The organism is Paenibacillus sp. FSL W8-0426 (genome assembly GCF_037969725.1).
Classification (GTDB): Bacteria; Bacillota; Bacilli; order Paenibacillales; family Paenibacillaceae; genus Paenibacillus; species Paenibacillus hubeiensis.
This window is the reverse complement of sequence record NZ_CP150203.1, coordinates 3,838,719-3,853,320: the sequence shown is the minus strand read 5'-3', so window position 1 is coordinate 3,853,320 and position 14,602 is coordinate 3,838,719. Positions and strand designations below refer to the sequence as shown.

The following is a 14,602-nucleotide window of genomic DNA, read 5'->3' as shown; positions in this document are numbered from 1 at the left end:
CCCGTAGTGTCTCTGTGTAAAAATCATTGGTTCAACCTATATAGTAAAGATAAAAAAAGAGCTGCCCGATGGTCATAACCCTGTGCGACAACTATTTCATTTCACGTAAGGGTGCAGCAAACCAGATAAAAGCCAGTCAAAAGACATGTTTCAAGTCCTGTTGACTGGCTGAACGTATTGGTGACCAGGTTTAGCTTTGTTCCAGCTTGCAAAAGACGGATTTTCGTTCGGTGAAGAAGTAAAGCAGCGCTGCAGCCGGAAGAATGATGCCCAGAACAGCTGCAGTCTTCCAGCCGCGCTCAAGACATTGTCCACGACTCGTCCACGTTGTTTTTCTGAAGATAAAAAAGTAGCGTAAGGTACAAGAATCTGGGCGACTACCGAGCCAAGGCCGATGAACAGGGAAGAAATCAGGAAAATTCCTGCGTTGGGGGGATGATCTTCCTCCATCCAAATCCGAAGAGCGTTTAGTATAAACCGCAAAATTATTTTTTCATGCTTTTTTCCCATGCCCCTCTGACGGATATACCTGTCTCCATAGCAGCTTGTTCTAAATCTTGAATGTCCTTTCTTTCTAATGTGAGATGAACAGCAGCTAATGCATCGTCGATCTGTGCTTCTTTGGTAACTCCTATAATGGGTACAGTTCCCTTTGCAATGGCCCAAGCCATTGCTGTGGTCGCCGGTCCAACGTTATATTTGTCTCCAATCTCGCCCATTACATCGATTAAATGTTGAAGTTTTCGCAGAGTTTCTATATTAAAAGCTTCGCCTCTTCTTGTATTGCTTTTAAACGGATGATTTGCAGCTAGAATAAAAAGTGGACACATCGTTAAGGAACAGAAATAATAGACCTAACGAAAGAAGAGGTGTCCACGGCATGGGAGAACAACGGCAACGCTATAATGAAGAATTTAAGAAACAAACGGTAAAGTACATTCAGGAGCAAACGAAGACGTTATCCGATGTAGCGGAAGATTTAAATATTCCTAAAAGTACGCTGAGTCAATGGATGACCAAGTATCGGCAGTTCGATCAGGAAAGCGTCAATCATCCCGAAAAGATCCGAAATCTCGAACAAACACTACGGGCCAATGAAGCAGAACAACGCCGGAAAGACCGTGAAATTGAAGATCTCAAAGAAGAATTGGCTATTCTAAAAAAGGCGCTGCACATCTTCAGCAAGGAAAAGAACTGAGGTTCCAATTCATCGAAGAGTATCGCTCCGACTTTCGAGTGGAGAAGATGTGCAAGGTCTTGCAAGTGTCTCGGAGTGGCTACTACAAATGGCGTTTGGCTGCACCATCCAACCGAGATCAGCGGAGGAAACGCCTTACGAATCGAATTTTGTGGCACTATCATGACTCGGATTCGAGGTATGGTAGTCCTCGTATTCGCAATGAACTTTTAAAAGAAGGTTGGGTCGTATCGGAGCGTACGGTCGGCTTCATCATGCGCGAAAACGGACTTCGTTCCTGTGTTTCGCTTAAGTTTAAAGTGTGTACAACGGATTCCAGACATACGTTTCCGGTAGCGCCTAATGAGCTCCAGCAAGACTTTTCAGCTTCAAAACCGGCCGAAAAATGGGTCGCAGACATCACCTATATCCCATGCCGTCAGGGCAGACTGTATTTAGCCAGCATTTTGGATCTGTATACCAAGCAAATTGTAGGTTGGAAGCTGAGCGACCGCATGACCACTGATCTCGTCATGGATGCATTAAACCAGGCCTATACTGCGAAAAAGCCAGCAAAAGGGCTCATCCACCACTCTGATCGTGGAGCACAATATGCTTCCAAGGAGTATCGACGCAAGTTGGAACAGTATGGGATGAAAGCGAGTATGAGCAGGCCTGGAAACTGCTATGACAATGCTTGTATTGAAGCCTTTCACAGCACATTGAAGCGAGAACTGATCTATCGCATCCCTAGATTTAAAACGAAGGCAGAAGCCTATGAAGCACTATATCGCTACTTGGAATTCTTTTATAATCGCAAACGCTCACACAGTACACTGGGTTACCTGTCTCCTTGGGAATTCGAGCAACAGTATTACCAAAAAACCTCATAAACGAGAGTGTCCACTTTATTGACAGAAGAGCAATTGGCATTATATTTGCCTGTGAGTGCACCTTGTAATTAACATAAGATAATTATTCTTGTATACTCGAAAGTAGTTGTACAGAAACAAACGGTACTGCATTCTGAAAATCTATACATTGAAAGGCGGTATGTAATGAACAAATTAGAAATTAAAGTATCTAAGTATCATCCCAAGTATGCTGAACCTACAGTGAAAATGTGGAGAGACAGTAAGGAACGGGCCATTGGTCAGGCTGAAATCCATAGTTTCGACAGCCATCTTTATTTCTTAAAACATATATTAGCTGAACAGTATCAAATCGATTTAGCGTTAATGGATGACAAAGTCGTTGGAATGATTGCCTATAATGAAACGGAGATCAGCCAACTTTATATTCATATTGATTATCAAGGTAGGGGTATAGGGCAAACTTTGCTTAATAAAGCAAAGGCACAAGCCAGTGGAAAATTAACCTTATATACATTTGAAGTTAATAAAAATGCCCAAAGGTTTTATGAGAAAAATGGATTTGAAATGATTGGTCGAGGACATGAGAATGAGGAGAATTTGCCTGATATTCAATATGAATGGAAATTATAGAAACTTCTCTTGATCTTAGGTAGCTAACATTATTGGATTTTGCTACAATAGCTCTAACCAAATTGTGGGCGACCAAATAAGGGGCGATTAGTCTATGTACAAAGCCATCATTGATGATCAGACATACCTTTCGATTCTCCAGCAGTCACATGCATGCAACTAACAACTTCAAAAGCAGAGCGATACCAGAACGCTTGGGCTTTACTCAAGAAGGAATTATTAGAAACTATGAGCTGCTTCACAATCAATATGTTGACCGAGTTATATACGGTCTTATTAAAGAGGAGTGGCATCCGATGAGCTAACGAACACTAGTGTTCTTCACCGGAAACTCTTTTCATTAAATAATATACACACCTCAGTTAAAGACGGATAAGGAGTGGTACCATGTACGAGTCTAAAACCCGTTTAAAGGAAGAGATTCATAAACGCTTTTTGTTATTTGATGGTGAGTTTGACGAAATTCCTGAAGAACTTAAAGATACACGTGACAAGGATGTAGATCGGACACCAAGTGAAATGATTGCTTACCAACTCGGGTGGCTAAATCTTGTGATGAGTTGGGACAAGGATGAGCGTGCTGGAAAAAAAGTCGTAACTCCTTCTCCTGATTACAAATGGAACCAGTTAGGTGCGCTCTATCAATCTTTTTATAACGATTATGCTCATCTTTCGTTAACTGAGCTGCGTCAAGAATTCAAAAAAGTGGAGCTGCAATTCCAGTCCTGGATTGATACGCTTACTACCGAAGAATTATATACTCAAGGCACTTTAAAATGGACGGGAAGCAATCCGAGGTGGCCTGCCATAAGGTATATTCACATCAATTCCGTGGCACCATTCACAACATTCAGGACCAAAATAAGAAAGTGGAAAAAGAATCAGTTGCAAGGGAAATAGTCAATGTAGTGTTTAAGGATAAAAAAAACTTGTACCATTCAAAGTCGCGATTACAGCGGCTTTTTTTTGTTTTAAGGAACGAAGTTCTTGCGAGACGCCAACTGGTAAGTTTTGGTAATACCAAACGAAGTCAAAATTTGCTACTATATCGTATAACGTTAACAAATTTCGTAATCATGGCGGAGGATTAAACAAGAAGAATGAGAGAATTTTTGAGCGAGCAGTCTATAGAGGCATTAAAATCGATCATTAATTACAATCCAGATGCCATCTTTATCGTTTCCAACGAGGGAAAAATTGTAGAAGTGAATGAAGGGGTTACTGAATGTTTAGGGTATAACAAGGAAGAAATTATGGGTGTGTCGTACAAAGATTTATTTTGTCAGCATGAGCTTGATTTGATTAAACAGTTTTTCGGTGAGGTTCTAAAGGGTGCATCCTGTCAATACGTGACCGAAGCGCAGCATAAAAACGGAGATATCGTTTACTTGCAAATAAAGCAGGTTCCATTGTTTTATGAAGGGAAGGTCAATGGCGTTTTTGGAGTGGGCAAGAACATTACGGAGCAAAAAAAGCTGCTTACGGCTCTGAAGGAAAGCGAAGAACGTTATCGATTGTTAGCGGATAATTCGCTGGATTTGATCCAGCTGATCAATCTTGACGGAATCGTGGAGTATGCGTCTCCTTCTCATAAGATGGTACTTGGGTTTGATCCAAAAGAGTATATAGGCAAGTGGGTATTCTACAACCCGAATGACGAAGTGGATGAGGAGTTTCGTGCCGTTTTTATGGAGATGCTGCTCTTGCAACAGCCCTTTACCTATGAAATACAACGCCAACATGAGCAGGGAGATCCCGTATGGCTGGAGTTGAAGGGAACGCCCATGTTTGATGAACACGGTAATTTTAAAAATATGATGCTGGTCGGAAGGGAAGTGACAGAGCGAAAAAAGCATCAGGAACAACTGGAGCAATTAAGTTACCGTGATGCTTTAACCGGAGCGCCAAACCGAAGGTTTCTAACGAAAATGTTAAATCAGGTTTTAAATGAAGAAACAACGGGCGTAGAACAGGTGGCTGTGATGTTTGCCGATCTGGATCATTTCAAGCAGATCAATGATACATTAGGTCATGAAGCAGGGGATGAATTGCTGCGGCAATTTGTAAAGCGAGCAGGGGCTTGCCTTCGTAAACATGAGGTTTTAACGAGAATGGGCGGTGACGAATTCGTCTTTGTCCTTCCTCGCACCACGTTCTCGGATACCCGTGTTTTGGCCGAAAATATTTTAGAACAATTGCAGCTTCCTTGGAATATCGGAGGGCAGGAACTTCGTACGACTTCCAGCATAGGCATCGCATTTTGCGAAAAAGGGGATACCGTCAAAGAGCTTCTTCAAAAAGCAGATGCCGCACTCTATCTGGCTAAGGCAGAAGGAAAAAATACATATCGTATATTCTCCTTTTTTCATTCGTAAAATATCGGTGTAACAAAAAACAATATGAAATTGCGACCGTTTCCCGGCACTTTACCGGAGAACGGTCGTTTCGTTTTTTCTTCGAATCGAACATCGTTATCCGTTTTGCCATATTCGAAAGAGATTCACATCCTATGTGACAATAATGTCACGCTGAATCGAATATTGTTACGTTAATCGATGGGAGGGAACAAACAAAACCCCTTATACTTATAATTGTTAAACAAGTTTATTTTCCTAAGGAGGATATTTACGGATGACGGATGTAATTAAAGCAATAATACTCGGTATCATAGAAGGCTTAACCGAGTTTTTACCAGTATCGTCTACTGGACATCTTATTTTGGCAGGTGATTTGCTTAACTTTGAGGGAGAAGCGTCAACAACCTTTAAAATAGTTATACAGTTGGGCGCAGTAATGGCAGTGCTCATTCTTTACTGGAAAAGATATATGGAAATTGGGTCAAATTTAATCAAGATGGATTTTTCAAAAGGACTAAACGTGATCCATATGATTTTAGCTATGGTACCAGCGTTAATTGTATATCTTCTCTTCAAGGATACGATCAAAAGCCAATTATTCGGTCCAACTCCTGTCTTGATTGGTTTGGTTGCAGGTGGCGTGTTGTTGATTGTCGCAGCACGGAGCAGAAGAAAAGAAACCGCTGATACGATGGATAACATTAATTATAAACAAGCTTTCGGTATTGGCCTGTTCCAATGTTTGGCTTTGTGGCCAGGGTTTTCGAGATCAGGATCGACAATTTCAGGCGGCCTTTTGCTGGGGACCAGCCAAAAAGCAGCCGCGGATTTTACCTTCCTTATTTCAGTACCAGTCATGTTTGGTGCAACCTTGCTGGATTTATACGATAGTCGCGATTTACTTCGCTCAGACGATATATATCTGATGTTAATTGGCTTTATAACTTCCTTCCTTATAGCCATGATTGCGGTTGTGACGTTTATTAAACTCATCAAGCGACTGAGACTGGAGTGGTTTGCTCTATATCGTTTCATCCTGGCAGCTCTCTTTTATTCCATCGTCATGCAGTAACAGCTCGATCCGCACCGGTTCCACTTTCGTTAACTCAAGCTCTGGTGGCAAGCCATAGTTCCCTTTACATTTAAACAATAAGGTGTTATCATCAGTTCTACACTTATAGAAATGTAGAGTTGTGCTTGAAAAGGAGGTCATTAACCATGACTGAAAACGAAAAAGAAATGGGCCAGGCGGTCAAAATATACAAGGCGTTAGGTGAACCCACACGTTTAAAAATTGCATTGCTGCTGGTGAAAGAGAGCAATCAATGCTTTACAGCTATTGGAGAGAAACTGGAAACCGTAGCTAGCTCGACGTTGTCACATCACCTGAAGCAATTAACTGACTCGGGCTTAATTCATTCGTCTAAAAGTGGATCGTATATTCATTATTGTGTTGATCGGGAAATGGCAGAGAAATTTGCGCCTTATTTGCTGGCGTAAATTTTTTTGAGCAACAGTTCTACATTTCTAGAAGTGAAGAAATGATAAAGGAGCAAATAATGATGGAAAAAAGGTCAAAAAACATGGAATTGGGCATAACTACCTTTCTACATACCAATCCAGAGCATGGTGGTGTATCGCCAGCAGAGAGGCTGCGGCAAGCGATCGAGGAAATTCAATTGGCTGATCAGGTTGGGCTCGATGTGTATGCTGTTGGCGAACATCATCGAATCGACTATACAAGCTCATCACCGGCGGTCATTCTTGCGACTGCAGCATCCACAACGAAGCGGATTCGGCTATCCAGCGCTGTAACGGTGCTCTCTTCGGATGATCCTGTCCGGGTATATCAGGATTTCGCAACACTGGACGTTCTATCGAAAGGGCGTGCTGAGATCATGGCCGGACGCGGCTCTTTTGTTGAGTCGTTTCCACTGTTCGGGTATAACTTGAACGACTACGAAGAGTTGTACGAAGAGAAACTTGAACTTTTATTAAAAATACGCGCTAATGAAAAGGTGACGTGGGGTGGCGGACATCGTCCGGCTATTCATGATATGGGCGTATATCCCCGTGCACAACAAGACCCATTGCCGGTATGGATCGCCACTGGCGGTAACCCGGAGTCAGCCATTCGAGCCGGTATACTGGGTCTTCCCGTAATCTTCTCCATTATCGGTGGCATGCCGGAACGTTTTGCACCATTGGTGGAGCTATATAAGGAAGCTGCTAAGAAAGCCGGACACGATCCCGGTAAGCTGCAAATTGCAACACATTCCCATGGTTTTATTGCGGAATCCTTTGAATCAGCCGCTGAACAGTACTTTCCCGTTATGGCCGAGCAGATGAATAAGATTGGACGGGAACGAGGGTGGGCACCTTATACTCACGACACGTTCAAAGAAGCTTGCAGCCTTCGGGGTGCTCTATATGTTGGTGATCCAGAATATGTAGCCGAGAAGATCCTGCTTGCGCAAGAGAAATTAAGTTTGACCCGTTTTCTGATGTATGTTGATTTCAGCTCACTGTCTCATTTGGAATTGCTGCGGACGATCGAGCTTCTCGGCACTAAAGTTGCTCCTATTGTTCGTAAGGAGCTCGCCAGAAAATAAGAAGACAGGATGTGAGCTAATCAGATACAGCTCAATATTAAACATGAGTTCTACAGTTTTGGAACTATAGAAATGAATGTGAGGGAATAACATGGGAAATCCTTGGAAAATTTATATTCTGGCCATTGTCAGTTTTTTGGTAGGCACATCTGAATTTGTAATCGCGGGTATACTGGATAGAATAGCAAGTGATACCGGAGTGACGCTGGCAGCCGCTGGACAACTCATCACCGTTTACTCACTTGCTTACGCAATCGGCACCCCGATTTTGATTGCAATCACTGCAAAAATGGATCGAAGAAAGCTTATGCTGGCTGCGTTGACGCTATTTTTCATAGGCAATCTAGTCACGATTTTAACGACCGGTTTCTCCATGCTGCTGGGAGCTAGAATCATACTGGCGGTTGGCACGGGTGTATTTATGGTGGTTGCCTTGACCGTCGCCGCCAACATTGCTCAACAAGGCAAGCAAGGAAGTGCAATTGCTACCGTTCTTTTAGGCTTTAACCTTGCGCTTATTCTCGGTGTTCCTTTAGGAAGAGTGATTGCTGGTTCCTATGATTGGAAGATCATTTTTACGGGAATCGGCATACTCAGCTTGATTGCAATGTTTGTACTTGGGTTGACTATTCCTAAGTCTAAGGGAGAGACTCCTGTGCCGATACGGGAGCAGTTATCCTTGCTTAAAACGCCTCGAATTTCTATAGCTCTATCCATAGGATTTTTCTGGATACTTGGTTATACCATCATTTACACATATATTTCTCCATTCCTGTTGAACATTACTGGAATGAGCGACCGCATGGTCAGTATAGGGCTGTTTGCATTCGGTATAGCCAGTCTGCTAGGTTCCCAGGTCGGCGGCTATGGTGCGGATAAATGGGGGATTCCCCGTACATTGATTGGAGGCCTGCTTTTCCATTCCGGGATCTTGCTTTTAATGACAGGACTCGCCCAAACTTCCGTATTCATCATGCTGCCCTTACTTATGTTGTGGTCCTTTTTTGCCTGGTCAACAGGCCCCGTCCAACAGGTATATCTAATTGGTATGGCTCCAAAAGCCTCGGGGATTGTCCTGAGCTTAAACACTTCAATCATTCAATTGGGTATGGCCGGTGGGGCTATAATTGGGGGAATGGTCGTGGAAAACATATCCCTTCAATCCGTTGGTTTATTTGGAGCGATCGGTGTTGCGCTTGGGATCATTCCGGCGGTGTTATCTTTTTCCATGAAGAGCAAATCTAATATTGGAGGATAAGAACAGTCACGGGCAGAGATTCAATTCCGGGAAGCGCTCTTTATTGAGCAAAAAACAAAAGAGTCGATCAATGCGATCGGCTCTTTTTGTTCAACTAAAGTGTTGTTTTAGTAATCTAACGTCGTTGTTATTCTTTTGCAAGAAGTTCCCTAGATGCTTCTATGAAAGATTCCATGATAGGTGAAAGCCACTTGTCTTTATGCCACAACATCTGTGTAAACACGTGCAAGTCTGGAATTTGCCATGGAAGGGCCACAAGTTCTCCGCGTTCAACTTCGACTTCCACTACGATTTCAGGAAGAAAAGCAATGCCGATTCCCGAAATTGCACATTGTTTAATCGCTTCGGCACTTTGAAACTCTAAATACGTAATGCTGTCCATGCCCTCTTTTTCAAATGACCGGTCAAACATGGTTCGATAGGGACAACCTTTTTCATTCGTCAGGAACACTTCATTATGGAAATCTTCCAGTCGTAAATCCGTTTGTTTGGCAAGTGGATGGTCGGGTGCAGCGAACAAGCGGAAATTTTCTTCCAGTAAAGGCTCCACGACAAGCGCGCTCGAGCGAATGGGTTCGTCCAACATATAGACGACATCCGAGGTTCCCTCCAAAAGGGTTTGCTTGAGCTCTTGATTTGGAACGGAGCGGAAAATCAGACGAACTCCAGGATGCCGGGAACGAAACCGTTGAAAGACGGCTGGAAGGCGATAGGCGCAAATGACCTCATTGGCACTTATCGTTAGAGTGCCACTTAGATTTTCGTTGTCATGAACAACGCTGCGGGCTTCGTCCAATTTGTCAAGAACGCCTTGGATATGCGTTAAAAAGCGTTTGCCCGCCGTAGTGAGAGCAAGCTGTTTGCCCAAACGATCAAAGAGACGAATGCCAAGCTCCTCCTCCAAAGCTTTAATTTGCATTGTCACATTGGAGGGGACGTAGTTCAGAACTTCCGCAGCCCGAGTGAAATTCAATGTTACAGCAACGGTGCGGAACGTGATCAATTGACGCAGCTCCATCATACATCCCCTTTACTTTCAATTTAATTGAATACTATCTTGAATTCTATTCACTTTTACTGAGAGTATCACAGCTCTATACTATGTACAAGAAATTACACATTGGACGTGTGGTTTCTATTTTGAAGGGAGCGAACATACGATGGATTATGAGATTTTTAATTTGGGTGATGTAACCTTGCAATCGGGAGTGACGTTGCCAAGCGCTTTTCTTGCTTATAAGACTTATGGAAAATTAAATAAACAGAAAGATAATGTCGTTCTCTATCCGACTGCTTTTGGCGACCAGCATGTTCAGAATGAATGGCTGATTGGCAGCGGGATGGCCCTGGATCCGGAAAAATATTTTATTATCGTTCCAAATCTGCTGGGCAACGGTTTATCCTCGTCTCCCAGTAATACGCCTCCACCATTCGACCGGGCTCATTTTCCGCAGGTAACTATCTACGACAACGTTAAATTTCAGCATCGGCTGGTGACCGAAACATTCGGTATTCAGAAGATTGCTCTCGTCGTTGGGTGGTCCATGGGAGGCATTCAGGCATTTCAATGGGGTGCAAGTTATCCGGAGATGGTGGAACGAATTGCACCTTTCGCGGGTGTCTCCAAGTCTTGGCCCCATACCTTTGTTGTCTTGGACGGTATGAAAGCTGCGCTCATGGCTGCAGCCCGTTTCGATTCAAGTAAGCTTAACCAGCTGACTTCTGCAGACATGCGTGCCGTTGGCCGGGTCTATGGGGGATGGGGGGTGTCGCATGCTTTTTATAGGGAGAAGCTTTATAGAGAGCTGGGGTTTGAATCCTTGGAAGATTTTATATCCGGCGTCTGGGAAGATAGCTTTATGAATATGGACCCTCATAATGTTCTGGCCATGTTATGGACGGGTCAGCATGCAGATATTAGTGCAAACCCCACTTATAATGGAGATTTCGATAAAGCGCTCAGAAGCATTAAAGCTCTTGCCTGCATCATGCCGGGAAGTACGGATCTCTTCTGTGCAGCAGAAGATAATGAATACGAGGCTAAGCTTATGCCTAATGCTGTCTATAACCCAATCCCGTCGGTTTGGGGCCATTTTGCCGGTCGGGGAATCAACAGGATCGATAATCAATTTATTGATGACAACCTGAAAGACTTGTTGGCACGTAGCACAAATGAATAGATCGGTTATTTGCTTTGGACGATATTGCCGAATCTCCTGAATGCTAAGGGGTATCCTATATCCAAGTCGAAAAGACCTCCAACCCTGTAATTCAGGGCGGAGGTCTTTATGGTTTTGCAAATGTTACGTTTAGGTTCAGCTTATCGGGATAATGGTTCTTGGTGATGATCAAGCCAATTTAAACTTGCTTGGTTTGCAGACGGATGACGTTCCATGATGCTTTGTTCAGGACGGATTGCAATTGGCCGTTGTCTACCTTTGTATGTCCGCCGGAGTGAGGGACGACGTTGTGCGGGTTCGATTTGGTGTTGACGGCTTTCAGATCATCGTTCTCCAAAACGATATGCTCAATGAACGTCGTTTCCCCGAAGGAACGAAGATCGACGTCGAGCTCCATCTTTTCGTCAAGATGCCTGTTTACTGCAAAGATCGTGATGGTTCCTTGCTCCTCGTCGTACACACTGATCGATTCGAGATAGGGCACATCGGTAAAATCCTTGGAATCATATTTCGGCGAAGAGACGATGGATTGCAGAACGGTGCCGCGTCCGAAATTGGATGCATGCATGAACGGATAATACGTGGTTTGAAACCAGATGGCTCCGTTGTTTTCGGTCATGATCGGCGCAATAACGTTGATCAGTTGGGCAATGCAGGCCATCTTCACACGATCCGCATGCTTGAGAAGCGTAATCAGGTAACATCCCACCGCCAGCGCATCCTCATGCGTGTACACGTCCTCAAATTCCGGCGGCGCGATCTGCCAACGCTCCTCGGCCCGGCTCGTTCCGATGGAATTCCAAACGTTCCACTCGTCAAGCGACAGCATAAGCTTCTTTTTGCTGCGTTTCTTGGCCTGAACAAAATCGCAGATGGATGCTACGCTGTCTATGAATTGGTCGAGATCCAGCGATGTCGCCAGGAAATCGTAAGTGTTGTTTTTGTTGTTATTGTAGTAGGCATGCAAAGACAGATAATCGACATTCTCGTAGGACAGGTCAAGCACGGTAGCTTCCCATTCCGCGAATGTGCTCATGCCCCGGCTGGAGCTGCCGCACGCCACGAGTTCAATGCTCGGGTCGACCCATTTCATCGCTTTTGCCGTTTCGTTGGCGATTCGGCCGTATTCGGCAGCCGTCATAGCTCCGATCTGCCATGGGCCGTCCATTTCATTGCCAAGGCACCAGGTTTTGAACTTATGAGGCTCCCTATAGCCGTGAGAAATGCGCAGGTCGCTCCAATAGGTGCCTGAAGTATGATTGCAGTATTCGACAAGGTTTCTTGCCGCATCAATGCCTCTCGTGCCGAGATTGACCGCCATCATGACTTCCGTTCCGACGAGCTTGGCCCAATCCGCGAATTCGTTCGTCCCTACCGCATTGGTTTCGATAGTCCACCATGCAAGCTCAAGTCTGCGTTTCCGCTCTTCTACCGGACCTACACCGTCTTCCCAGTTATACCCAGATACGAAATTGCCGCCGGGATAACGGATAATCGGCACGTTCAGCGCTTTGATCGCCTCGATGGCATCCTTGCGGAACCCGCGTTCGTCGGCCGTAGGGTGCCCCGGATCATAAATACCGCCGTAAACGGCTCGCCCCAGATGTTCGATAAAAGACCCGTATATACGGGAGTCGACCGAAGCGATCTGAAAGTCTTTGTCGATGAGCATTTTGGATTTGAGCAAAAGGAAAACCTCCATATCTTTATCTTTGAATTAGCTAAATAGCGAAATCAATAGGTTGATTTGATAATTAATGTGTATCATAATGTAGATATAAGGGGCAAGCTTATTTTTATGAGTTCGCTAAATAGCGAATTCTAGTCAAAGGGGACTAAACGATGCAGTTAAGTACGGACGCATCTTCTCTTGCGGTCTACGAGGCGTTGGCAAGCGAAGCGCGCTTGAATATCATTCGTTTGCTGCTGCTGAATAAAGAAATGCATATCAATGAACTCGCAAACGAGCTTTATCTCAGCAAAGCCATTGTGAGCACTCATGTCAGCAAGCTGCAAAAGGCCGGCATTGTGGGAAGCCGGATGAAGCGAAAGAACGGGGGAACCTATAAATATTGTTATGTCACGCAAGAGTACATGCTGATCAAACTGTCTCCCGAGCAGGTGGATGCTTCTTACCACGAGGTGTCGATTCCCGTTGGACAATACACGGATTACGAAGCGTGGCCGACATGCGGCATTGCCACGACGACCCGGATGATCGGACAGTACGACACGCCGGCCTGCTTCATGGACCCGGATCGGGTTCATGCGGGCATATTATGGATGGCGCGAGGATTCGTCGAGTATAAAATCCCGAATTATTTACATAAGGATGAGATACTCCGAGAAATTGAAATTTCGCTGGAACTCGGTTCAGAGGCTCCTCAAACCAATGAAAACTGGCCTTCGGACATCCGTTTTTCGCTGAACGGGCAACATTTAGGAACCTGGACAAGCCCGGGAGATTTCGGGAACCGAAGGGGTAGGCTTACACCGCAATGGTGGCATTCCGACGTGAACCAATACGGCCTATTGAAGGTTCTACGCATCAATGACCAAGGTGCTTTCATCGACGGACAGCGCATCTCGGATGTCGGAATTCACGATTTGCAGCTAGAGGCCACGAACTGGGCCTTTCGGATCCATCCCGAAGAAGCGGTGCGGGGAAGAGGCGGGTTAACGCTGTTCGGAAAGGGCTTCGGCAATTACGATCAGGATATCGTGATCCGATATTATTACGATTTGCCGACCGATACCTAAGAAGAATGCTCCATCATGTTGCAAACGTATTTGGCTTGAGTTCTGTTCGACAAGTAAATTTGAATAGTAGACATTAATTTAAGCTTTTGGAGGAATCAAGATGAATCTCTTTCATATTCAAACGGCGGTGCACGACATTGACCGCCGATCGTCGTTTCTTGCCGACAACTTCATCGGGATTGCATGGCCGGGAACAGGAGATTTGGAAATGCATCCACCGGCAGCATGGAAGGAACGGCTTGTTTCAAGCTATAAGCTGGAAGGGGGCGAGCTTGCGGCTTCCATGGAGACGCTGCATACATTTGCAGAAGTCATGCAAGACGGGGACCGTGTTTTGATTCACGACGGCCATTGGATCTATATTGGAGACGTGGGTGATTACTATTACGATGATTCTTGCGGAATCGGAGAAGATTTGATTTGCCATCGAAGAGGAGTGACCTGGCTGGGCAGAGTTCCCCTAGAAGAGGCAAACGATAAAGTTCGGGAGCTTTGCCACAGTTCCTCAACCCTTGCAAAATTCGGACACCCGGTATCCCAGGCCCAATTGGAGCATATGACGACCGATGCCATCGAAAAATCGAACGATGCACCTTCGGTCCATGTGGATGGAGCAACGGTACAATCTGCGCTCGATATTTTGAAGGCTGCGCTGCACAGCGACAAGGAGGACTTGCGCGTCCGTGCAGCAGCGGCCATTTTGCAATATACGAAAGCGTGACGGACGAGATGCTGTGCCAATTCATTCTTGAA

Annotated in this window: 15 protein-coding genes and 1 pseudogene; 12 read left to right on the top strand and 4 right to left on the bottom strand. The window is 44.8% G+C overall.

Features of this window, described 5'->3' with window-relative positions:
• Positions 1 to 297 precede the first annotated feature (297 nt).
• Together MKY59_RS17175 and MKY59_RS17170 are read right to left on the bottom strand one after the other, a co-directional pair.
• Positions 298 to 432 (bottom strand): annotated as a pseudogene (locus tag MKY59_RS17175) (MFS transporter); the annotation flags it as partial.
• 53 nt (positions 433 to 485) lie between these two features.
• Entirely contained in the window at positions 486 to 830 is a 345-nt protein-coding gene (locus MKY59_RS17170) for an aldo/keto reductase (protein ID WP_339272618.1), read from the bottom strand.
• A 50-nt stretch (positions 831 to 880) separates the two neighbouring features.
• Here MKY59_RS17170 and MKY59_RS17165 point away from each other — a divergent pair, with 50 nt between their 5' ends.
• From MKY59_RS17165 to MKY59_RS17125, 9 genes are all read left to right on the top strand, one after another.
• The gene (locus tag MKY59_RS17165) at positions 881 to 1,198 is read left to right on the top strand and encodes a transposase (protein WP_339272616.1); all 318 of its coding nucleotides are present in this window, start codon (positions 881 to 883) and stop codon (positions 1,196 to 1,198) included.
• Complete coding sequence (locus tag MKY59_RS17160) at positions 1,147 to 2,070, top strand: IS3 family transposase (protein WP_339278426.1); 924 nt, start codon at positions 1,147 to 1,149, stop codon at positions 2,068 to 2,070. The genes MKY59_RS17165 and MKY59_RS17160 overlap by 52 nt, the downstream gene beginning before the upstream one ends.
• Before the next feature lie 165 nt (positions 2,071 to 2,235).
• Positions 2,236 to 2,682, top strand: coding sequence for a GNAT family N-acetyltransferase (locus MKY59_RS17155; RefSeq protein ID WP_236412461.1), 447 nt, complete (start codon positions 2,236 to 2,238; stop codon positions 2,680 to 2,682).
• A 387-nt stretch (positions 2,683 to 3,069) separates the two neighbouring features.
• Positions 3,070 to 3,582, top strand: coding sequence for a ClbS/DfsB family four-helix bundle protein (locus MKY59_RS17150; RefSeq protein WP_339272614.1), 513 nt, complete (start codon positions 3,070 to 3,072; stop codon positions 3,580 to 3,582).
• Between the two features lie 200 nt (positions 3,583 to 3,782).
• A complete protein-coding gene (locus tag MKY59_RS17145; RefSeq protein ID WP_339272612.1) occupies positions 3,783 to 5,057 on the top strand; it encodes a diguanylate cyclase in 1,275 nt (424 codons plus the stop codon).
• A gap of 256 nt (positions 5,058 to 5,313) precedes the next feature.
• Positions 5,314 to 6,111, top strand: a complete 798-nt coding sequence (locus tag MKY59_RS17140; protein WP_339272610.1) for an undecaprenyl-diphosphate phosphatase — start codon at positions 5,314 to 5,316, stop codon at positions 6,109 to 6,111.
• Positions 6,112 to 6,257: 146 nt separating this feature from the next.
• Positions 6,258 to 6,539, top strand: a complete 282-nt coding sequence (locus MKY59_RS17135) for a metalloregulator ArsR/SmtB family transcription factor (RefSeq protein ID WP_339272608.1) — start codon at positions 6,258 to 6,260, stop codon at positions 6,537 to 6,539.
• Positions 6,540 to 6,601: 62 nt separating this feature from the next.
• A complete protein-coding gene (locus tag MKY59_RS17130; protein ID WP_339278425.1) occupies positions 6,602 to 7,651 on the top strand; it encodes an LLM class flavin-dependent oxidoreductase in 1,050 nt (349 codons plus the stop codon).
• 91 nt (positions 7,652 to 7,742) lie between these two features.
• Entirely contained in the window at positions 7,743 to 8,909 is a 1,167-nt protein-coding gene (locus MKY59_RS17125) for an MFS transporter (protein ID WP_339272607.1), read from the top strand.
• 127 nt (positions 8,910 to 9,036) lie between these two features.
• Here MKY59_RS17125 and MKY59_RS17120 read toward each other — a convergent pair whose 3' ends face one another.
• Complete coding sequence (locus MKY59_RS17120) at positions 9,037 to 9,927, bottom strand: LysR family transcriptional regulator (RefSeq protein ID WP_339272606.1); 891 nt, start codon at positions 9,925 to 9,927, stop codon at positions 9,037 to 9,039.
• 142 nt (positions 9,928 to 10,069) lie between these two features.
• Here MKY59_RS17120 and MKY59_RS17115 point away from each other — a divergent pair, with 142 nt between their 5' ends.
• Positions 10,070 to 11,089, top strand: a complete 1,020-nt coding sequence (locus MKY59_RS17115) for an alpha/beta fold hydrolase (RefSeq protein WP_339272604.1) — start codon at positions 10,070 to 10,072, stop codon at positions 11,087 to 11,089.
• A gap of 178 nt (positions 11,090 to 11,267) precedes the next feature.
• On the opposite strand, the gene MKY59_RS17110 is transcribed toward MKY59_RS17115, so the two are convergent.
• Positions 11,268 to 12,791 carry an alpha-N-arabinofuranosidase gene (locus MKY59_RS17110; protein ID WP_339272603.1) on the bottom strand — a complete coding sequence of 508 codons (1,524 nt, stop codon included), beginning with the start codon at positions 12,789 to 12,791 and terminating at the stop codon, positions 11,268 to 11,270.
• Between the two features lie 140 nt (positions 12,792 to 12,931).
• Here MKY59_RS17110 and MKY59_RS17105 point away from each other — a divergent pair, with 140 nt between their 5' ends.
• Together MKY59_RS17105 and MKY59_RS17100 are read left to right on the top strand one after the other, a co-directional pair.
• Positions 12,932 to 13,849: an ArsR family transcriptional regulator gene (locus MKY59_RS17105; RefSeq protein WP_339272602.1), complete on the top strand. Its 918-nt coding sequence runs from the start codon at positions 12,932 to 12,934 to the stop codon at positions 13,847 to 13,849.
• 100 nt (positions 13,850 to 13,949) lie between these two features.
• The gene (locus MKY59_RS17100) at positions 13,950 to 14,570 is read left to right on the top strand and encodes a hypothetical protein (protein ID WP_339272600.1); all 621 of its coding nucleotides are present in this window, start codon (positions 13,950 to 13,952) and stop codon (positions 14,568 to 14,570) included.
• Positions 14,571 to 14,602 lie beyond the last annotated feature (32 nt).